Raw genomic sequence first — 19,775 nt, forward strand, 5'->3', positions numbered from 1 at the left:
ACAGGCAGGATACATAGCTTTTACACTTCCTCGGTGCCGTTTTAAATATGCCCGCCTATCCACGTAGGCTATTACCCAGAAGCACCACTTGGATATTTCTGAGTAATCACAGGAGGATTAGCGATGGCTTCCCGCCCGCTTCGTATCATGATTGCGTGGCGTCCAGGCGAGTACGGCACCGAAACGCTTGCTTACGCCGCTTGGTTAGCTCGCACCACGAAGGTGCAGATTCGCGTTGTCAGCGCACTGTCGCGTGGCTGGCCGCTGACCTCACTGGCTCGGTTGAGCACCAATGACTCCTGGGTTTCCCACGAAACCGAGTCTCTTGAAAAAATCATCAAGGATGAGCTAAAGCTCGCTGGCCTGCGCAAGGGCATGCTTGACGACGATGCCGTGCGGATCATCGAATCCTCCAGCGAATCCACAACTATCTGCAACGAAGCCGAAGAATTCGAAGCCGATGTGGTTTTGCTTGGCACGCGCCGAAGCAATACCAAGGACTGGGCCGCCAAGAACCGCAGTCGCTTTACTGCGGGATCGACCTCGGATGCGCTGCTGCATTACTCGCCAATCCCGCTGGGATTGGCTATCCCCGGCGCGAAGCTTTCTAAGCACGGTGTGACCCGTGTCAGCATTTGCTACATTGACACCCCGCAGTCCCACCATGCATTGAATAAGGCTGCTGACCTGGCATATCGCTGGGAAGTTCCCCTGCGTTTGGTCTCGTTTACGCCGCGTGGTGCGACCATGTACCCGACGGAGAACGGCTACGGCCCCTCCTCTGACCTGATGATTGAGTGGCGCGAGCAGGCTATGGGCCTGCTCGACCGCGGTATGGACCGCGCGCATACCCGTTACCCAGACCTTTCCGTTGATGCGGAAGTGGCGTCCGGCAACGGTTGGGAAGAGGCCATTCAGTCCATCAAGTGGAAAAAGGGAGACTTGCTCGTTTTGGGTTCGTCTACTCTTGGCCCATTCGGGCGAATTTTCATCGGCTCGTCGACTAACCACATCGTTCGCCACAGCCCGGTGCCAATGCTGATTACTCCGGCCTAGTATGGCAGGCACATCAGACGGCATTTAGAGGCGAGGGGAGCAGATGGTGGATAATTCACCGAAGCGCAGTACACCAGAGCGCAATGAGGATGAAATCTTCGACGAGCTTGAGCGCAAGATGTATTCCGGAAAGCGTGCCTACATCTACACCGCGGGTGTGATTCTTACGACGCTGCTCGCGGGCCTCATTATTGGCATCGCCGGCGCCATTGTCGGTGGCCCCACCTGTGATGCGGGTAAGTCCAGCTTCCTCTGCTCCCGCACTTGGGAGATCCTTTTCCCCGTTGTCCCGGGCGTAATCTCCCTGGTCGGCTGCCTTTTGGGCTTCTGGCAGACCTACGTGGAGTGGAAGAACTTCCGCAACTGGCGCGCGTGGCTCGCTATGTGCTGGGTGCTCATGCCCTTCACTTTGATGTGGATGCTCTCCACATTCGGTGTCCTGATTCTGGGCGTTAAGTAGGGGTAAGAGGCGGCCAGCCTCGGAGCCACCCTCTTGAGGTTTTTGCGAGAAAGTCTCAAGCGAGAAAGTGTCTGGGTTTATGACAGATTTGAGTCGATTTTAGGCCTCAAACTGTCATAAACCCAGACACTTTCTTGTAGGCATTAGCCTCCCGGCTACTTCTTCACAACTAGATTGACCATCTTGCCCGGAACGACAATGACCTTCACGATATTGCCACCGGCGTTCTCCACAGCTGCGACAACCTTTTCGTCGGCACGCGCGGCGGCCTCGATGTCCTCGCGGGAAGCATCGGTAGCCACGTCAATGCGAGCGCGAACCTTGCCGTTGATCTGAACTGGCAGCTCAACGGTGTCGTCGACCAGCCACTTTTCGTCAACTGCCGGCCACGGACCGTGTGCCAGGGACTCGGTGTGGCCGAGACGGCTCCACAGTTCCTCCGCGATGTGCGGTGCCACAGGGCCAAGCATGAGGGCCAGCGGTTCCACGGCGGCGCGCGGGGCACCGGTCGAACCGTAGGTCTTAGTCAGGTAGTTGACGTACTCAATGAGCTTTGCGACGGCCGTGTTGTCACGCAGCTCTGCGTAGTCAGAGGTAACCCCTTCCACGGTGCGGTTGAGCGCCTTGAGGTCGTCGTCGGAAAGCGCTGCGTCCGTGACGGCGAGCTCACCGGAGTCCTCATTGACCACCAGGCGCCAAGCGCGCTGGAGGAAGCGCTGCGAGCCGACCAGATCCTTCGTCGCCCACGGGCGGGAGGTGTCCAGCGGACCCATGGCCATCTCGTAGACGCGCAGGGTGTCGGCGCCGTAGTTGTCGCAGACCTCGTCGGGGGAGACGGCGTTCTTCAGGGACTTGCCCATCTTGCCGTACTCCTGGAAGACCTCCAGGTCAGAGCCGTCTTCGGCACCGCCTGGGATGAGGAACTTACCATCGCGCTCAACAACCTGATCCGCCGGCTGGTAGACACCACGGGCATCGGTGTATGCGTAAGCCTGGATGTAGCCCTGGTTGAACAGACGGCGGTACGGCTCCTTGGAGGTCACGTAGCCGAGGTCGAAGAGGACCTTGTGCCAGAAGCGGGAGTAGAGCAGGTGCAGCACTGCGTGCTCGACGCCACCGACGTAGAGGTCGACGCCGCCTGGGTCGTCCTTACCGTGAGTCTCCGGGCGAGGGCCGGTCCAGTAGCGCTCGTTTTCCAGGTCAACGAACTCCTCAGCGTTGTTCGGGTCGATGTAGCGCAGCTGGTACCAGGAGGAACCTGCCCAGTTCGGCATGACGTTGGTGTCACGGCGGTACTTCTTCTTGCCATCGCCGAGATCGAGCTCGACATTGACCCAGTCAGTGGCCTTGTCCAGTGGAGCCTTTGGCTCGGTGTCGGCGTCGTCCGGGTCGAAGGTGACCGGCTTGTAGTCCTCGACCTCTGGCAGCTCGACCGGAAGCATGGACTCGGGCAGCGCGTGGGCGTGACCGTCCTCGTCGTAGACGATGGGGAAGGGCTCGCCCCAGTAGCGCTGGCGGGCGAATAGCCAGTCGCGCAGCTTGTACTGGACCTTCTCGTGACCCGCACCTTCCTTCTCCAACCACTCAATGACGGTGGCGATGGCGGTGTCCTTGTCCAGGCCATTGATGTCCAGGCCGGAATCATTGGCGGAGTTCACGCACGTACCGTTACCGACGTACGCCTCCTTTGCAATGTCACCACCTGCGACGACCTCGCGGATTGGCAGACCGAAGGCAGTGGCGAACTCGTAGTCGCGCTCATCGTGGGCCGGGACAGCCATGATGGCACCGGTGCCGTAGCCAATCAGGACGTAGTCGGAAATGAATACCGGCACCTGCTCACCGCTCACCGGGTTGGTGGCGTAAGCGCCCAGGAAGACACCGGTCTTTTCCTTGTTCTCCTGGCGTTCCAGGTCGGACTTGGAGGCAATTGCGGCGCGGTAAGCGGCGACGGCCTCGGCTGGGGTTTCCTTGCCGAAGGTCCAGCGCTCATCCACGCCCTCGTAGGAACCGCTGCCGGCTTCAACCAGCTGATCCACCAGCTCGTGCTCAGGAGCGAGCACCATGTAAGAGGCTCCGAAGAGAGTGTCCGGACGAGTGGTGAAGACCCTGATCTTGGTGGAGACCTTCGGGCCGACCTCGGCTGTGAAGTCGACCTCGGCACCGCGGGAGCGGCCGATCCAGTTGCGCTGCATGGACTTGACCTTGTCCGGCCAGTCCAGCAGCTCCAGGTCGTCGACCAGGCGGTCAGCGTATGCGGTGATGCGCATCATCCACTGGCCCAGCCGCTTGCGGAACACCGGGAAGTTACCGCGCTCCGAACGGCCCTCGGCGGTCACTTCTTCGTTGGACAGCACAGTGCCGAGGCCCGGACACCAGTTGACCATCGAATTCGACTGGTAAACCAGACGGAATTCGTCGACTGCTTCGCGCTGCTCGGTCTCGCTGAGCTCAGCGTAGACGCGACCGTCCTTGGTAGCCATCTCGCCCGACTCCAGCAGCGGAATCAGCTCATCGATGCGACGGGCCTTCTTCTGATCCTCATCGAACCAGGCGTTGTAAATCTGCAGGAAAATCCACTGCGTCCACTTGTAGTAGTCCTGGTCAGTGGTCGCGAAAACACGGCGGCGGTCATGGCCAAGTCCCAGGCGGCCCAGCTGTCGCTCCATGTTGGCGATATTCGTTTCCGTCGTCACGCGCGGGTGCGTACCGGTCTGGATTGCGAACTGCTCCGCCGGCAGACCGAAGGCGTCGTAGCCCAGGGTGTGCAGCACGTTTGCGCCCTGCATGCGGTGGAAGCGCGCGAAGACGTCGGTGGCGATGTATCCCAGCGGGTGGCCTACGTGCAGACCGACACCGGACGGGTACGGGAACATGTCCTGGACGAAAAGCTTGTCCTTCGGCGGAGTCGAGCCGTCGGCAGCTGCCAAATCGCCCACCGGGTTGGGGGCGTAGAAGGTGCCGTTATCTTTCCAATACGCCTGCCACTTTCCCTCTAGCTGAGTCGCCAGCTCGGGGGAGTAGCGGTAGTCGGTGGCTTCTGCCGAGGACGAGGACTTTTCGCTGTTGGTCATGGTCTCACAGTCTAATAGGTGCGTTTGGCACGTGCTCAACCACCTATATAAATTGGAAGCATGATTGTCATCCCTGTAATTACCCTGGTTCTGGCTGTTTGCATAGCCGTTGTCGCTGGTTTGGCATGGTCGGCGAAGCTGCCGGGTAATAACTGGATTGGAATTCGTGCGCCTGAGGCTCGAAAGTCCCAGGAAAACTGGGATATTACGCACCGCGTTGCCGGCCCGCCGTGGGCTGTGTCCGCTGTCGCTTTCCTCGGCGCCGCCATGCTCGGCTTCCTCGCCATCCGCCCGGAGGCCTCTGGTTGGATGTGGCTGTGGTACGCCGTCGCTCTGCTCGCCGGTATCGCCATGCTCGGCGTTGGTGCGGCTATCGGCTCGCACACCATCGCGCTTTACGACGCCAAGGTCTCCGCGGAGTCCGGCTCCGGTTGTGGGTGCGGTGACGGTGACAGCGGCTGTGGCTGTGGCTCCGCCGCCACTGATGCCGCCGACACTGCGGCTGATGATGCCTGCTGCTCCGACAACCCGGCAGCAGACTGCGGTGTCTCCGGTGGCTGCAGCTCCTGTGGCCTGGAAGGACTGTGCACGGACAAGGGCTCATCCGCGAATGCCGCTTTCAAGCCTGTGGACAAGGATGCGCTGCGCAAGGCAGCTGAGCAGAAGAAGTAAAAAATTATTGCGGAGAAAAGCTTCTGCAAAATAGTAAGACAACTTCTGGTTGCCCACTAAGCTATTTGTCCATGTGGCAACGAATTGTGAGTTGGCGTCCAGATCCCCTCATCGTCGGTATCGTTGCTGCAGCGATACTGGCGATTTTTTTTCCTGCAAGCGGCACTACCGCTGAGGTTTTCAGCTGGGCCACAAAGATCGCCATTGGCTTCTTGTTCTTCCTCTATGGTGCGCGTTTGAGCCCGCAGGATGCGTTGGCCGGTGTTAAGCATTGGCGGCTGCACATAACCATTCTGGCTTTCACATTCGTGCTGTTCCCAATCCTCGGCCTGCTGATGAAACCCCTGGATTGGATTCTTTCTCCTGGCCTCTACCTGGGCATTTTGTACATGACGCTGGCACCGTCGACGGTGCAGTCGAGTGTGAACTTCACGTCCATCGCCAAGGGCAATGTCGCCGGCGCCATCGTCAGTGCCTCGGCTTCTAACCTGCTGGGCATCGTCGTCACACCGGTGCTCGTGATGCTGTTGATGGCCACTGGTGGCGGCGTTCATGTGGATTCGTCGGTGTTCTTGGATATTTCGCTGCAGTTGCTGCTGCCGTTCGCAATCGGCCAGCTCACTCGCCGTTGGACCCTGAAGTTTGCCGCCGCGAAGACGACTAAGAACGTTGACCGCCTATCCATCGCAATGGTCGTTTACGCAGCCTTCTCCGAGGGCATGGTGCAGGGCATCTGGTCGAAGGTGCCGGCAGGGGACATTGTCATCCTGTGTGTGCTTTCGGTCGTGCTGGTGGAATTCGTTTTGCGGCTGTCCGGTTTCGTCGCAAATAAGATGGGCTTCGACCGCAAGGACCGCATTGCGATTCAGTTCTGCGGTTCGAAGAAGTCCCTGGCCACCGGTCTGCCCATGGCTGCCGTTATCTTCGGTGCCGATGCCAGCCTCTACATTTTGCCGCTGATGATTTTCCACCAGATTCAGCTGATGATCTGTGCGGTCTACGCCGCTCGCTGGGGCAAGGAAGCAGAAGCTGAGCCGGAGCCACAACCCGCTTAACGCGGTCTAGCGCATGGACCCGAGGGGCGAATCCGGCTTGGCACATATACTGGGGCGCACAACATATGGTTCGGCTTTAAACGAGCAAACGAAAGTGTGAGATTCAGCATGGCTAACGAGAATCCGGCTCCGTTCTCCCCGGAACAGCGCGCCGCAGAAGAGACCGCAATCAACGAGTTCTGGTCGTGGTGGAACTCTTTTGGCGCCGATGCGCTCGACTCGATGTTTAGTGTCCAGCTCGGTATCGATGGTGCCCCGAACGCCGCCGATGTGGACATTATTGATGTCCAGAAGGAGGTCGGCGGCCGCATCGCCGCTATTAATGACCGGCTCATCTGGGGGTTTGAGGCTGGCGCTCCGTATTCTCGCCACCTTCTGACTGTTAGCGCTGCCGGCGATCCGGAGCTGCGTCCGGTCGCTCGCCGTTGGCTGGAGGCCGCGCCTGACGACGGCGCGGTGTGGTCTTTCACCGACCTCCGTCAGGCGGATCCGGCGATGAAGCTGTCGCTGGGGGATGTCGCGGCCACGTTGGTTGCACAGGGTGCGCTCGAGGCCGATGCTCCGGCCGAGGTCGATCCGGCAGACGCCCGCGTGGCTGTTAGCAGTGGTCATGGGGCAGTGGACGTTCGCCTATTCCACCCGCTGTTCCCGGCAATTGCTCAGTTGGAGGACGGTGAGCGCTTGGTAGCTCAGCTCGGTTTCACGCTGCTGCAGCTGGCTCTGGGGGAGGAGGACTTCGGCCTATGGCTACGCGGTTTTGCCTTCGCCGGCGAGGAGCCGGAAGGTGCGATCCCGCTACCGGAGCTGGGCGGTGTCGTCGAGAAGCTCGCGGAAGAGTGCCCGGAGTGGCTCACCATTGATGCCGAAGCCAACGGCCAGCCACTCGTCGTCGCCACCCGCGCTCCGATTACGCAGCTGGTGAGCCCGACTATGACGCAGCATGTGCTGATTCAGCTCATGCTCGGCAATATTGACGACAAGGGCTTGCCGACGGACGAATCGAAGGAATCCCTCTCCGAGTTCAATACCGCTGCCGCTGAAGCCATCGCTGAGGACAAGGGTATTTTTGTCGCAACTGAGCAATCCGATGGCATGGCTCTGATGCACTTCTTTATTGACCCGGCATCTGATGCGGAGGCGGGTCTGCGAGCTGTTGCGGAGACGTGGGCCGAGGGAGAGCATGTCGTCGATACCGGTTACGATCCAGCTTGGCAGCGCGTCGGTCACCTGCGCGTGTAGATTGGTTTTTTGTTATGAACGCTCGTCATCGTCTTACTCCACGGCCTTCCCGCGCGATTCGCATGGGTCTTACCGGTGTCATCGCTGTCACCAGCCTTCCGCTGGCAGCTGGAAACGTCGCTGCGGCTCCGCAGCCAAAACTGACTCCGCAGGGCACTATTGATGCTCCGGGGCGAACCCAGATCAGCTTTACCCACACCCCAAGTGGCACGCACTACGGTACGGCGAACGAGAATGAAGCTCGTCCGGGGCTTTCGATTGTCAAGCTCTACATTGCGGACTACGTCTTCAAACATGGCACAGAAGCGGACAAGGCGAAGGCCACAGAGATGATTCGCTACTCCGATGACAATATCGCCAGTGAGCTCTATGGCCGTTACCCGGATTCCATCAACGCCACTGCGCGTGAATACGGCCTCAGCAACACCCACGATGCAGGTCACTGGGGAAATTCAACTACGTCCAGCGCGGACACTGTGAAGTTCCTGGAGGCCAAGAAGCGCGAGAACCCCTCTGACCCGGTGCTGGTTGCTATGAGCACCGCGTCACCTGTGGCAGCGGATGGCTACCGTCAGGATTACGGCACCGCCACGCTGCCGGGTGTTATTGGCACAAAGTGGGGTTGGTCCGATGACCGCCAGAGCGTTCACGCCTCGGCATCCATTGGACCTGACTTCAGCGTCGCTGCTAACACCTACGGCACGAAGGAAACTCACACCAGCGATGTTCAGAATGCCTTCGACGGCACGCTGGGCACTCCATCGCTGCCTGGCCTGCCCGACAGCCCGAGCCTGCCGGGCATCCCAAGCGTCCCGAACCTGCCCGAGAGCCCGAATCTCGGCGAACTACTGAATCTGCCGGAAACTCCGCAGCTGCCCCAGATTCCGGGACTACCGGACTTCACTGGTCAGGTACCGTCGCAGTTCTAGCCACTGCCGCTAGTCGCTGGTCTGCTGGCACCGTCCCACCCAGCGCCCACACAGCGCACCTCACGCGACAAGGTTCACGAGGACCATATACAGCGCCGTGCCTACAAAAATCGAAATCACGGTGTTACGCCGCCACCAGTGCAGGCCAATGGTGACCACCAGTGCTACGGGCACGGCCCAGGCAGCGCCGGGGTCGCCACTCTCACCGCTGAGTCCTAGCCGCCCGAAGACGGTGTAGGCAACCAACGCCACCATGACTCCAACCGGCATGGTCGTGCCGAGGAACTCGAACAGGGGAGACCCCTTCAGAGTGCGCACGAACGCAAACGGCAGCGCACGCAGCGCAACTGTCACCGCTCCCATCGCAAAGAGCGCGGCAAGCACATAGCCGGAATCGGGCAACGCAGTCATGCTCGCTCTCCCTCCGTCGTACGCGGCTTGCTTGCCGACGTCATGCGCATCACCCGATCCACCCGCGGTGACCACACGCGCAACAGCAGCAGGCCGAAGTACATCAGCAGTCCGATAACCAGCATCTGGTTCGGGTTAATCAGCCAGCCCACCAGCGTGCAGACGATAGCGGACAGGGGCAGTGACCAATCCTTGGAAGTCTCAAACGCGTCCATGGCCAGCACCGTAAAGAGCGCCACCAGTGCGAACTCGGCACCGCGGATACCCTCGGGCAGTGCTGCGCCGGTTAGAGCCCCGACAATACCGGAGCCCACCCACAATAACTGGCAGAGAATCTGAATCGTCAGCAGTCGGTGGCCCGACATCTTTTCGTCCGCATTTGCCGCAGAGACGATGGCATACGACTCGTCGGTAAGCGCGTATGTGGAGTATGCGCGACCGAGACGAGACTGTATCCGGTCGCGTGGGAACGTCAGCCCATAGAAGACGTGGCGGAAGTTGACCATAAAGGACGTCACAGCACAGCCGAGCAGACCCGTATGCGCCATAACCAGGCCAACAGCGAGGAATTCCATCGACCCCGCGTAGACCACGAAGGAGAAGATGGGTGCCCACCACCAGCTAAAGCCAGTTTGTGCAATAAGCAGGCCGAATGCGAGCCCCAGCGGAATGAGGCCCATGCCCACAGGCAGTGTCTGCCGGATGCCGGCAGCTATGTCGCTGCGGTCGCTGTTTCCTGTGGCGCTACTTCCTTCAGCCCTGTTTCCTTCGGTATTGATGTGCTCACTCATCTAGTTGTCACGTACATCTACGGGATAGGTGCCATACAGTGGCAGCGGCCAGGGCTGACGGCGCATGCAATCACCCCAGATGTCCGCGGCAGCAGGCGCGAGTACATCTGAGGGCAGGGCAGGGGCGACGTACCAGTCACCGCGCTCGAGCTCGTCTTCCAGCTGCCCCGGATCCCAGCCTGCGTAACCGGCGAAGATGCGTGCGCCATCTATGCGGTCGCGTACGCCCTCCGGCTCCGCACCGAGGTTGACCAGCGCAAACCTGTGAGCGATGCGTTCCATCAGCGGGGCACCGGTAATACTGTCGGTCTCCTCTGGGAGGGTGGCACCATTTCGCACCACACCAATGCAGATTGGCTGTGTCTGGTTGACCGGACCCCCGACGTAGAGCACCGGCGGCTTGGCCATCAGCGGCGCCCAAGGCTCGAGCACATTGTGCACCGGCGTCTGCGAACGCTGCGTGAGATCGACACCAAGGGTGCCGTGTTCATCGTGCTCAATAAGGAAAATCACCGAGCGGGAAAACTCCGGCGAGAGCATGCCGGGTGCTGCGAGCAGCAGCATCCCGGCAGCCGGGTCGTTGCGCTCAAGGCTGGTAAAAAGCCGGTCGCCGTAGAGATTTTCCGGATTAATCGATGCCATTAGCTCTCACTTTCGCTTTCAGCCTGCTCACCGGACTGCTCGTACCACCATTTCTTCAGCGCCAAGATAGCATCTTCACGCTCCAGCGGACCGGACTCCAATCGCAGCTCTTTCAGGTAATTCCAGGCCTGTCCGACTTCTTTGCCGGGCTTCAGGTCCAGAATTTCCATGATTTCGTTGCCATCCAGGTCGGGGCGGACGCGTGCGAGGTCCTCCTGCTCGGCGAGCTCCTTGATTCGCGCTTCCAGGCTGTCGCAGGCTCGTGCGAGGCGTGCTGCTTTACGACGGTTTCTCGTCGTACAGTCGGCCCGCACGATTTTGTTGAGTCGTTCCAACAGATCTCCGGCGTCGTTGACATAACGTCGCACCGCCGAGTCCGTCCACTTGCCTTCGCCGTAGCCGTGGAAGCGCATGTGCAGGTAGACCAACTGCGAGATTTCGTGGTTGGTCTTCTTCGGGAACTTCAGTTTCCGAAGGCGGCGCCGCACCAGCTTCGCACCAACCACTTCGTGCTGGTAAAAGGTGACGTTTCCCTGCTCGTTGTAGGCACGGGTAGCGGGTTTGCCGCAGTCGTGCAGCAGTGCCGCCCAGCGCAGTACGAGGTCCGGTTCACCGGGTTCTTCCTGGTCAATAGCTTGCCGCATGACCTGCAGAGAGTGTTGGTAGACATCCTTGTGCTGGCGGTGTTCATCCTGCGTCATGCGCATGTCGGAGATCTCCGGCAGCACGCGGTCGGCCAACCCCGATTCCACCATCAGGTCGATACCTCGGCTTGGGTCCGCACCCAGGATGAGCTTGTTCAGCTCGGTGGAGATGCGCTCGACCGTGATGCGGTCAATTTCGCTGGACATTTCCTTCAACGCCTTGAGCACACGCGGTGCCACGTCGAACCCGAGCTGGGATGCGAAGCGGCAGGCACGCAGCATCCGCAGGGGGTCGTCGCCGAAGCTGATCTCCGGCGCCCCCGGTGTGTCCAACACACCCGCGACAAGACCCTCGAAACCTCCGAGCGGGTCAAGGAAGGTGCGGGTGCCGTCACCGTGGAGCTCCACGGCGATGGCGTTACAGCGGAAGTCACGGCGGATTAGGTCGCCCTCCAGCGTGTCACCGAAAGTGACCTCCGGATTGCGACTGACCTGGTCATACGTATCCGCACGGAAGGTGGTGATCTCCACCTGACGGCCATGCCGTTCCGCGGAGAGTGTGCCGAATTCAATGCCGGTATCCCAGACAATGTCCGCCCAGTCATCGAGGATCGCGCGTGTCACCTCCGGGCGCGCGTCGGTGGTGAAATCGAGATCCACGCCCAGTCGCCCTAAGAGAGCATCGCGCACAGAACCGCCCACGAGGTACAGGCGATGGCCAGCTGCACTAAACGCAGCTGCCAGCGAATCCAGGATCTCCGACTCCTTGGCGATTGCCTGATCCGCCACTGCCAGCATTGCCGTCCTGCGCACCTGTGGGTCTGCGTCAGCAGTCGCCGGAGTAGCACCGTGAGGTGTAGTCCCCCCGGGCTGGTCACCATTTGTCGTTGAAGGAGTCGATTGTGTCACGACCGACACAATACCCGCTTATACCTATAAACCCGGTAGTCTAAGTGGAATGAACAACGTGGTACGCAATGACAACTCGGCGGCGAAGAGCCGTCGACGTCGTCGGCGACCGCGCAGAAGGGGTGGCGTTTCCTCGTCCACCAACACTAGCAACGCTACTACCAGCGGAAATTCTGCGAAACGTAGTGGCTCCGGTGCCAATGGCCCCCAAAAGGCCAAGCCAAACTCCGGTGGCGCCAAGAAATCTTCCAAATCACCGAAGTCGGCACGACCCTCGAAGCAGTCGAACAACCGCGGTGGCCGTAAGAACGGTCAGGATAGGACCAATCGCCGTCGTCACGCACAGACGAAGCGCACAAACAATCGCCGTGCGCACTCGTCGCGCGCGCAAAATGCAGCGCCGATGCAGACCTCGATTGAGACTTCGGCGGGCGGACTGGTCGTCTCGGGGCTTGCCGAGGCGGTCGGAGATGGCGGCAAGGTCAACCTGTCACGGATTTATGTCGCGCTGATTGGTCGGCACGATCGTCGCGGGCGCCTGCTGTGGTCGATGCCTAAGGGCCATGTCGAACCCGGCGAAGCTTTCGATTCCACCGCCGAACGTGAGGTGTGGGAAGAAACGGGCATTCGCGGCGAGGTCATCGAAGAGCTCGGTGTGATTGACTACTGGTTTGTCTCCGATGGCACGCGGATTCACAAGACCGTGCACCATCACCTTCTGCGCTACGTCGATGGCGATCTGAACGACGAAGACCCCGAGGTCACCCAAGTCATGTGGGTCCCTGTAGACACCCTGGTGGAACGGTTGGCCTACGCTGACGAACGCAAACTGGCCCGGCGCGCGCACAATCTGCTGCCCGATCTCGCCCGCGCGGAAAAGCGAGCAGGCCGGCAGACGCCGAGGTGATTGCGCATGTTCAGGTTGCAGTTGCCAAGGAATGTTGTTCGTAAAGTCACGGCCGCCACAGCAGCGCTCGTACTGTGCTTGCCGACGACCGTTGCGCCCCCAGCTTTTGCGCAAGATGAGCAGTTGTGGGGCAGTGGCACCAATCGTGTCGGTGAACAGGGTCCCCTTCGGCTTTCGATAACCAGCTTCACTCCGCATGTCGCGGCTCTACATTCGACGCTGACCATCAAGGTGCAGGTGCACAACACCTCCGATGCGGATATCAGCAATGTTGCGCTGCGCCCACAGCGGGCCGGCGCACTGGCTTCCTCTGCAGATGCGCGGACGATTCTCGCTGAGCCTGAATCGGTGTTTGATGTGGCTGGGACCTTCAGTGCCCCCATCGAGCTGAAGGCGGGGGAGACGCGTGAAATTACGCTAAGTGTTCCTATCTCCGCACCGTCCCCAGAAGGACTCGACATCACGGAAGCTGGCACGTTTCCGCTGCTCATCAATGCTAACGGGCAACCGGCAGATGACATCGACCGCCTGCTGGCGGAAACACGCGCACTGCTACCGGTGACGGATCCGCAAGCCGCAGGTGATGAGCCGGAACCGCCTGCCGGTGATGAGAACGACAACGATGAGACCGACAATTCCGATGCGCCCACCCGCCGCGACCCAGTGCCGTTTTCGCTGATTTGGCCTATCAGCCAGCCAGTGCCACTGGTCGGCGGTGAGACCGGTGACGCACCCTCGTCGCCGAATCTCATCCTCACCGACAATTCTTTGGCCGAGTCTCTCGAACGCGGTGGCCGCCTCGACGGTTTGCTCACCTCGTTGGAAAAGGGCTTTGCCGGCCCGGATGGGCAGAGGTTGCGGGAATCGACCTGCATCGCCATCGACCCGGAGACCCTCGACGCAATCTCCAGGATGACCCGCGAATACTGGATTGGCACCAGCCGCCCAAGTCCTGTGGAGTCCTCTCCGCGACTGCGGGATTCCTGGGGAAACGCGGATGACACCAATCTCACGCATATGCCCGCCAGTGACAATGCCGCCGCCTGGCTCAATCGGCTGCACGATCTCACACAGGACACCTGCACACTGTCACTGCCGTGGGGCGGCACCGATGCCAGCGCCGTAGCTCGCGTGGGCGATCACGAGCTTTCGATGGAGGCACTCGCCGCTGGTCGGCAGACTATCGCCAAGCATTTGGACGTTCAGGCACTGCCGGGCCTCTATTTGCCGGCCGAGGGATACGTGACGTCGGAAAGCGCCCCGCTGTACTCGGCGGCGACGGCCCTGAACGGGACCGCCCCGGAGCGCGCATTCGAAAACCGCGTCGATACCGGCGAGGCGATGCCACCCTCGCCCACTCCACCCGAAGCCGCGCACGACACCACCGTGTTAGTCGCAGACAACACCGCCGTCACCGCCGATGGTCAGACACTGCGCCCCGGCCACAGTGGCGTGCTTGCCGACGGTAGCCGCGCCTTCGCCCTCCCTGGGGCACTGACAACCTCTCTGGCTGCAACAGGGCGGTCTCCCCAGACTGTGGCGTATTCGAATCTGCTCGGACGCTACGATTTCCGAATCGACTCCGAGGCTGCACGGATGCAGACAGCGATTGGCACTCTGTTCCAATCACTGACTGATTCGGATGACCCTCGCGCGGCTGTGGTGGCAGCACCGCCGTCCGGTTGGGATCCACGCGCTAGCGACGCTGAAGATTTCATGGCTGCGGTCAGGAAAGCCGTGGACGATAACCTGGCTGAGCTGACTCCGCTGATGGACTCCATCACCGCTTCAGCTCACGACCTGGATGCGGGCTCGGTTACTCCAATTGACGAACTTGCCGATCCCGCGCCAGTGAGTGAGACGCTCGTGGAGAAGGCTCAACTGGCCTCCCGCGAAATCACGGACCTGACCACAATCATGTCCAACGATCCCAATGTCGCACTGACGCGGTATGAATTCACCCGCCCCCTGCGGCACGACTTGCTGCGCTCGTTTACAACTCTCGGCCGGCGAAATCAGCTGCAGTCACCTGACGTGCAGCGGCGGAGCGAAGAACTCAGCGACCAGGCACTGATTATGACTCGACGCCTGCGCAATTCAGTGACGTTGGTAGCTCCCGGCGGTGTCTACACCCGCGCAACGCAGCTGTCGCCGATTGCGGTGCTGGCTCGCAATGGCCTGCCGCTGCCGGTTCCCGCGTTCGTGCGCGTCGGCGCTGGAGATTCGGTGTTGAAGGAGAAGTATGAGGCCGCCATCCCCGCCAAGGGGTCGGTGACTGTTCAGTTCACTCCGAAGTCGGGTGATGATGCAGAATCCACTCCGGCAACCAATGCTCCAGAGGGAGACCGGCCACGGGATAGTGGAGACAACTCCCACAATCTGTTGCTGTGGCTCGAATCACCTGGCGGCACGCCCATTTCCCGATCAGTGAGTATTTCCGTGCAATCGGGCGCTTCGGTTGGGGTTTTGGCTATCGTGACCCTCGTCATCGTCACTGTTGGTGGGTTTTTTGCCGCAAAACGGTCACAGTACTTTCGGAAATAGACCCCCTTTTAAGCAACAATAGGACATGTGACTGACTCAGACGCGCATAAATCTGGACTTCGAGGCCGCATTCGTCGCCCCGCGCCACCGGCTCCGGTTCCGGCGGCGCGGCCAACGGCTGAATCTCAGCCGGCCGAAGCGGCCCCGGACCTAACTCGCGTATCCGGCCATAAGGCAAATGCCGATACCGCCACTGACGCGATGACGGAATCGGCATCACCATCGCCAGCAAAGGCGGCAACTGCGACAGCAACCGCTTCCAGCGATTCCTCCGCAGGCTCGACGGCGGACGCAAATCAGGGACAGTCGAACTCGGACATCGTCGCCTCCACGGGCTCGATGGCAATCGCTACCCTGATTTCGCGCATTACGGGTTTTTTGCGAAACCTGCTCATCGGCGCGACGCTGGGTCCGGCTGTGGCTTCAGCCTTCAACGTCGCCAACACACTGCCGAACCTGATTACGGAAATCGTCCTCGGTGCAGTGCTGACTTCTCTGGTGGTGCCAGTGTTGGTGCGCGCGGAGAAGGAGGATCCAGATCACGGTGCCGCCTTCATTAGACGTCTCTTGACTGTCTCTATGACGCTGTTGGCAGTGGTGACGGTGCTGGCGGTGATAGGTGCGCCACTGTTGACCAGATTGAGCCTTAACGAGGCCGGTAAGGTCAACGTTCCGCTGGCAACGTCATTTGCGTTCTTACTATTGCCGCAGATTATCTTCTACGGCATATTTGCGCTGCTCATGGCGGTGCTAAACACCAAGGGAATCTTTAAACCCGGTGCGTGGGCACCTGTCGCCAACAACGTCGTGGCCATTGCCACGCTCTTGCTATATCTGTTCCTGCCCGGCCAATTGAGTCCGGATTCGGACGGTTCACTCTCCGATCCGCACATCCTGCTTTTGGGTCTTGGTACCACCCTGGGTGTCGTCATTCAGGCAGCCATCATGATTCCCTACCTCAAGCGCGCGGGCATTGATTTGCGTCCGCTGTGGGGTATCGACGACCGCATCAAACAGTTCACCGGCATGGGTGTCGCGATTATTACCTACGTGGCAATTTCCCAGGCTGGTTACTTCATCACCACCAATATTGCCTCGACTGCCTCCAAGGCCGCGCCGACGATTTACCAGCAGGCGTGGCTGCTGTTGCAGGTGCCCTACGGCATCATCGGCGTTACCTTGCTGACCGCCATCATGCCGCGACTGTCCCGCAATGCAGCCGACGGCAATGATGGGGCAGTGGTCCGCGATCTGTCCATCGGTACGCGCCTGACCATGATTGCGCTGGTGCCGATCGTCGCCTTCTTCACCGCATTCGGCCGCCCCATCGCCGTCGGTCTTTTTGCGTATCTGGAGTTCCCCCGCGAAACCGCAGAGATTCTCGGCTGGACGCTGTCCTTCTCGGCGTTCTCGCTTATTCCATACGCCATTGTGCTTTTGCACTTGCGTGTTTTCTACGCCCGTGAAGAGGCCTGGACCCCGACTTTCATCATCCTCGGCATTACCACCGTCAAGGTGATTCTGTCGTTCTTCGCTCCTCGTCTGGCTTCTGACGATGAGACCGTCGTCGTGTTGCTCGGTGCCGCCAACGGTTTCGGTTTCGTCGCCGGCGCGGTAATTGGCTTCTTGCTCTTGCGCCGCACTCTCGGACACTTGGACAGTAAGGCGACCGTCCACACCGTGCTGTGGGCACTGGGGGCGTCGCTTGTCGGTGTCGCCGTCGCCTGGGGCGCATTCGCATTGACCGACCTTGTGCTGTTCGATTTCTTCGGTTCCTTCGGCGTGCTGCTGCAGACCATCGTCACCGGCGTGGTCTTCCTCATCGGTACCGGCCTGGTGCTCGCTCAGGCTCCGTTGGAAGAGGTCCGCGTTCTGGGTGGCTTCCTCGGCCGCATCCCGGGTCTACGCCGCTTTGCTCCGCAGCCTCATGCAGCCGACAATGCCGTCGCCGACCGTGAGGATATGGAGCGCGAACGTGGCTTCGCCGCTGATGCTTTCTCGATTGCCCCGTCGAACCTGATCGGCGAGGCCACGGGTCTGGCAAACGAGGGCTTCACCGCTTCGCCGCTGCTGCCGCCGATGCCGACGCAGGGTTCTCGCCCAACCCGCTATGTACCCGGCGAGATGGTCTCAGGTGGTCGTTTCCGTCTGCGTTCTGAAGTCGCGACCTACCCAGGTCTGCGCCTGTGGCGCGCCATGGATATGGGCGATCCCAACAACTCAGATGTCGCACTCGTCTTCGTCGACACGATTGCACTGCCGTACTACGACACTTCGCCATCGGTTGCCGCCCAGAAGATTGCCACGACGACCAATGAGCTGCGTGACCTGGCTGGCACCGGGATGTCCCGCATTCATAGTGTGGCGAAGACACGCACCGAGGTGCTCATCGTCGCCGACTGGACCAGCAGTATCGGTATTGAGCGGTTCGATCAGGCCGCCCACCCGGATGCCCTGGCACTCGCAATAGCATCACTTGCCGAGACAATCGCCGACGCCCACGAATCTGGACGCTGCCTTGGCCTGACAAACAAGCCTGGACAATTGCGCATCAGCAGCGACGGCCACATCTACGACGCTTTCCCCGTCGTTTTGCCCGATAGCTCGCAACGTTCGGACTACAACGCGTTGCTTTCTGTCATCGACGAGCTGTTCTACAACGTGCCAAATATCCCCTCCGATATTTCTGCTGCCATCGACCGCGCGAAGCAGGTTCGCCCAGAGAACTTCAACCAACAGGAGTCGCCAGCTCGCACACTCGCGGAGGATTTGCGCACTGCAGCGCTCGGCCCCGACTCTTCGGAGTTTCTCGCAATCGACCCCGACACCGGTGCGCGCGAATCCGTCGATGCCGACGGTGCAGCCCAATCAAACGCTCGCCACACCAAGAATCGCACCCGCGCATTCAGCACCGGCGCAGTCGTTGTCGGTGTAGTCATTGTCGGTGCACTTGTCGCCGCGGGCATCTTTGGTCTGGTTAACCGTTCCTCGGACGCACCGATTAACTCCGAGTCCGTACGACGCGGCCCGGCTCCGATCACGACGCTTTCGCTTGCCGACGCTAACGAGTGGCAAGCCGACAGCGACAACCCGGCAGCCGGTCCAGACAATCCGGACATGGCTGAGCTGACCATCGATAATGACGAGGAAAGCTTCTGGGTAACTTCGACTTACCTCAGCCAGTTCGGCAATCGTCCAGAGGACTTCAAACCTGGTGTGGGTATTCGGGTCACTCTGGATGAACCGGCAACCATTCGAGAGCTTAAGGTCGCGGCGACCCCGGGCGCACACATTGAAGTTCGCGGCCTACGAGATGCTGACTCGACGAACTTGGATGACACAACGGTTCTCGGAAGCGCTACTGCCACCTCAGGTACGACGACCATCGAAATCGATAGCCGCGACACTGAGTGGAAGAACCTTGTTGTCTGGATCTCCGGCTTGCCGACGGCTGCGGAAGCGGTAGCCGACAGCGACTCAGACACTGACGCTGATACAGATGCTGATGCTGAGTCGCAGAATTCCGATGCGGACAACCCACTTGTCGGCGACCGCAATCTGGCTGAGCAATCTCCGGATTCGTTGCTGCCAGTTGCTATTGGCGACATTCAGGTGCGTGGTACGGAATAACGCTCTGAGCTTGCCTTAGGCGGCAACAGTTCAAGTTGTCCCAAGTTATCCACAGCTACTGGGACGTTTTGAAATTCATCCACAGCCCGCGGTCTCCACAGCAGTTTTGCCAAGCGGAGAGCGCGGGTTTCGTGTTTGCATAGGAGCCATGAACTTTGGGGGAAGAAATCGAATTGGGGACAGTCACCGTAAGGCCCGCATGGGTCGGCGACTGGGGGATTGTGGCGTCGTCGGTATGCAAAAGCATGCATCTGCGGACGAGGTCGATCGTGAATTATTGAAGGCGCACCTGGCGGGGGATCGTCGCGCGTTCGCGGTGTTGGCACGGCGTTATTATCCGCAGTTGGTAGCGATGGCGCGGCGCTATCGTCGGGATGATTTCGATCCCTTGGATGGGGTACAGGAGGGGCTGGCGCGGGCAATTGCGGGGGCGGCGAATTTTCGCGGGCGTTCGACGGTGGCGACGTGGCTGACGTGCATCGTGAAGAATGCGTGTATTGACCACAACCGCGGTCGTTTCGGGGAGATTCCTCTCTGCGATAAGGAGGAGGATTTTGAGACGTTTATGAGTTCACAGCCGATTCCCTGCCCGGATGTTCCGCTACGTGTGACTATGGCCGCCGCATTGGAGCAGCTGCCAACGGATCAACGGGATGCCCTGCTGTACTTGGACATCTTTGGATATTCGCTGCAGGAGACCTCTCGCAGTATTGGGCAGCCGAGCGGGACGTTGAAGTCTCGGCGGGCGCGGGCGCGTCGTACGCTTCGGCGACAATTGGAAGAAGTGCAGGTGGCCTAACAACTGCGGAGCA

Annotated in this window: 15 protein-coding genes; 10 read left to right on the forward strand and 5 right to left on the reverse strand. The window is 60.3% G+C overall.

Going from position 1 to position 19,775, the window contains the following annotated elements; translation table 11 throughout:
* The first annotated feature begins 123 nt into the window (after window positions 1-123).
* The gene (locus HMPREF2820_RS00125; protein WP_070602153.1) at window positions 124-1,056 is read left to right on the forward strand and encodes a universal stress protein; all 933 of its coding nucleotides are present in this window, start codon (window positions 124-126) and stop codon (window positions 1,054-1,056) included.
* Window positions 1,057-1,099: 43 nt separating this feature from the next.
* Window positions 1,100-1,516 (forward strand): hypothetical protein, encoded by a 417-nt coding sequence (locus tag HMPREF2820_RS00130; protein ID WP_048733161.1) that lies wholly within the window; start codon window positions 1,100-1,102, stop codon window positions 1,514-1,516.
* A gap of 155 nt (window positions 1,517-1,671) precedes the next feature.
* Here the strand turns inward: HMPREF2820_RS00130 and leuS are convergent, their stop codons facing one another.
* The gene (gene leuS / locus HMPREF2820_RS00135; protein ID WP_048733159.1) at window positions 1,672-4,590 is read right to left on the reverse strand and encodes a leucine--tRNA ligase; all 2,919 of its coding nucleotides are present in this window, start codon (window positions 4,588-4,590) and stop codon (window positions 1,672-1,674) included.
* Between the two features lie 60 nt (window positions 4,591-4,650).
* Between leuS and HMPREF2820_RS00140 the strand changes: the two genes are divergently transcribed.
* From HMPREF2820_RS00140 to HMPREF2820_RS10990, 4 genes are all read left to right on the forward strand, one after another.
* Entirely contained in the window at window positions 4,651-5,262 is a 612-nt protein-coding gene (locus HMPREF2820_RS00140) for an SdpI family protein (RefSeq protein ID WP_070602155.1), read from the forward strand.
* Between the two features lie 71 nt (window positions 5,263-5,333).
* Window positions 5,334-6,317, forward strand: a complete 984-nt coding sequence (locus HMPREF2820_RS00145; RefSeq protein WP_070602157.1) for a bile acid:sodium symporter family protein — start codon at window positions 5,334-5,336, stop codon at window positions 6,315-6,317.
* Between the two features lie 108 nt (window positions 6,318-6,425).
* The gene (locus tag HMPREF2820_RS00150) at window positions 6,426-7,556 is read left to right on the forward strand and encodes a DUF695 domain-containing protein (protein WP_069358893.1); all 1,131 of its coding nucleotides are present in this window, start codon (window positions 6,426-6,428) and stop codon (window positions 7,554-7,556) included.
* Between the two features lie 14 nt (window positions 7,557-7,570).
* Window positions 7,571-8,485, forward strand: a complete 915-nt coding sequence (locus tag HMPREF2820_RS10990; protein WP_370545943.1) for a hypothetical protein — start codon at window positions 7,571-7,573, stop codon at window positions 8,483-8,485.
* Window positions 8,486-8,545: 60 nt separating this feature from the next.
* On the opposite strand, the gene HMPREF2820_RS00160 is transcribed toward HMPREF2820_RS10990, so the two are convergent.
* The 4 genes from HMPREF2820_RS00160 to HMPREF2820_RS00175 all read right to left on the reverse strand — a co-directional run bounded on the left by HMPREF2820_RS00160 (window position 8,546) and on the right by HMPREF2820_RS00175 (window position 11,771).
* The gene (locus tag HMPREF2820_RS00160) at window positions 8,546-8,896 is read right to left on the reverse strand and encodes a branched-chain amino acid transporter permease (RefSeq protein ID WP_016421723.1); all 351 of its coding nucleotides are present in this window, start codon (window positions 8,894-8,896) and stop codon (window positions 8,546-8,548) included.
* Window positions 8,893-9,576: an AzlC family ABC transporter permease gene (locus tag HMPREF2820_RS00165; protein ID WP_049193116.1), complete on the reverse strand. Its 684-nt coding sequence runs from the start codon at window positions 9,574-9,576 to the stop codon at window positions 8,893-8,895. The genes HMPREF2820_RS00160 and HMPREF2820_RS00165 overlap by 4 nt, the downstream gene beginning before the upstream one ends.
* 111 nt (window positions 9,577-9,687) lie before the next feature.
* Window positions 9,688-10,329, reverse strand: a complete 642-nt coding sequence (locus HMPREF2820_RS00170; protein ID WP_016421725.1) for a YqgE/AlgH family protein — start codon at window positions 10,327-10,329, stop codon at window positions 9,688-9,690.
* A complete protein-coding gene (locus HMPREF2820_RS00175) occupies window positions 10,329-11,771 on the reverse strand; it encodes a CCA tRNA nucleotidyltransferase (RefSeq protein ID WP_070602160.1) in 1,443 nt (480 codons plus the stop codon). Before HMPREF2820_RS00175 ends, HMPREF2820_RS00170 begins: the two co-directional genes overlap by 1 nt.
* Window positions 11,772-11,931: 160 nt before the next feature.
* On the opposite strand from HMPREF2820_RS00175, the gene HMPREF2820_RS00180 reads away from it, so the two are divergent.
* The 4 genes from HMPREF2820_RS00180 (at window position 11,932) to HMPREF2820_RS00195 (ending at window position 19,762) form a co-directional block, all read left to right on the forward strand.
* Window positions 11,932-12,789, forward strand: a complete 858-nt coding sequence (locus tag HMPREF2820_RS00180; RefSeq protein ID WP_210398690.1) for an NUDIX hydrolase — start codon at window positions 11,932-11,934, stop codon at window positions 12,787-12,789.
* Between the two features lie 6 nt (window positions 12,790-12,795).
* Window positions 12,796-15,333, forward strand: a complete 2,538-nt coding sequence (locus tag HMPREF2820_RS00185; RefSeq protein ID WP_070602273.1) for a hypothetical protein — start codon at window positions 12,796-12,798, stop codon at window positions 15,331-15,333.
* Window positions 15,334-15,360: 27 nt separating this feature from the next.
* Window positions 15,361-18,963 (forward strand): murein biosynthesis integral membrane protein MurJ, encoded by a 3,603-nt coding sequence (locus HMPREF2820_RS00190; RefSeq protein ID WP_070602162.1) that lies wholly within the window; start codon window positions 15,361-15,363, stop codon window positions 18,961-18,963.
* 235 nt (window positions 18,964-19,198) lie between these two features.
* Complete coding sequence (locus tag HMPREF2820_RS00195; protein ID WP_224783764.1) at window positions 19,199-19,762, forward strand: sigma-70 family RNA polymerase sigma factor; 564 nt, start codon at window positions 19,199-19,201, stop codon at window positions 19,760-19,762.
* Window positions 19,763-19,775 lie beyond the last annotated feature (13 nt).

This window comes from Corynebacterium sp. HMSC064E08 (assembly GCF_001811805.1).
Classification (GTDB): Bacteria; Actinomycetota; Actinomycetes; order Mycobacteriales; family Mycobacteriaceae; genus Corynebacterium; species Corynebacterium jeikeium_D.

Excerpts from the sequence above, each read along its gene's own strand:
- leuS (WP_048733159.1), bottom strand. The coding sequence starts at position 4,590 with ATGACCAACAGCGAAAAGTCCTCGTCCTCGGCAGAAGCCACCGACTAC.
- HMPREF2820_RS00160 (WP_016421723.1), bottom strand. The coding sequence starts at position 8,896 with ATGACTGCGTTGCCCGATTCCGGCTATGTGCTTGCCGCGCTCTTTGCG.
- HMPREF2820_RS00195 (WP_224783764.1), top strand. The coding sequence starts at position 19,199 with ATGCAAAAGCATGCATCTGCGGACGAGGTCGATCGTGAATTATTGAAG.
- HMPREF2820_RS00125 (WP_070602153.1), top strand. The coding sequence starts at position 124 with ATGGCTTCCCGCCCGCTTCGTATCATGATTGCGTGGCGTCCAGGCGAG.
- HMPREF2820_RS00145 (WP_070602157.1), top strand. The coding sequence starts at position 5,334 with ATGTGGCAACGAATTGTGAGTTGGCGTCCAGATCCCCTCATCGTCGGT.
- HMPREF2820_RS00165 (WP_049193116.1), bottom strand. The coding sequence starts at position 9,576 with ATGGGCCTCATTCCGCTGGGGCTCGCATTCGGCCTGCTTATTGCACAA.
- HMPREF2820_RS00140 (WP_070602155.1), top strand. The coding sequence starts at position 4,651 with ATGATTGTCATCCCTGTAATTACCCTGGTTCTGGCTGTTTGCATAGCC.
- HMPREF2820_RS00130 (WP_048733161.1), top strand. The coding sequence starts at position 1,100 with ATGGTGGATAATTCACCGAAGCGCAGTACACCAGAGCGCAATGAGGAT.
- HMPREF2820_RS00175 (WP_070602160.1), bottom strand. The coding sequence starts at position 11,771 with ATGCTGGCAGTGGCGGATCAGGCAATCGCCAAGGAGTCGGAGATCCTG.
- HMPREF2820_RS00180 (WP_210398690.1), top strand. The coding sequence starts at position 11,932 with ATGAACAACGTGGTACGCAATGACAACTCGGCGGCGAAGAGCCGTCGA.
- HMPREF2820_RS00150 (WP_069358893.1), top strand. The coding sequence starts at position 6,426 with ATGGCTAACGAGAATCCGGCTCCGTTCTCCCCGGAACAGCGCGCCGCA.
- HMPREF2820_RS00170 (WP_016421725.1), bottom strand. The coding sequence starts at position 10,329 with ATGGCATCGATTAATCCGGAAAATCTCTACGGCGACCGGCTTTTTACC.
- HMPREF2820_RS00185 (WP_070602273.1), top strand. The coding sequence starts at position 12,796 with ATGTTCAGGTTGCAGTTGCCAAGGAATGTTGTTCGTAAAGTCACGGCC.
- HMPREF2820_RS10990 (WP_370545943.1), top strand. The coding sequence starts at position 7,571 with ATGAACGCTCGTCATCGTCTTACTCCACGGCCTTCCCGCGCGATTCGC.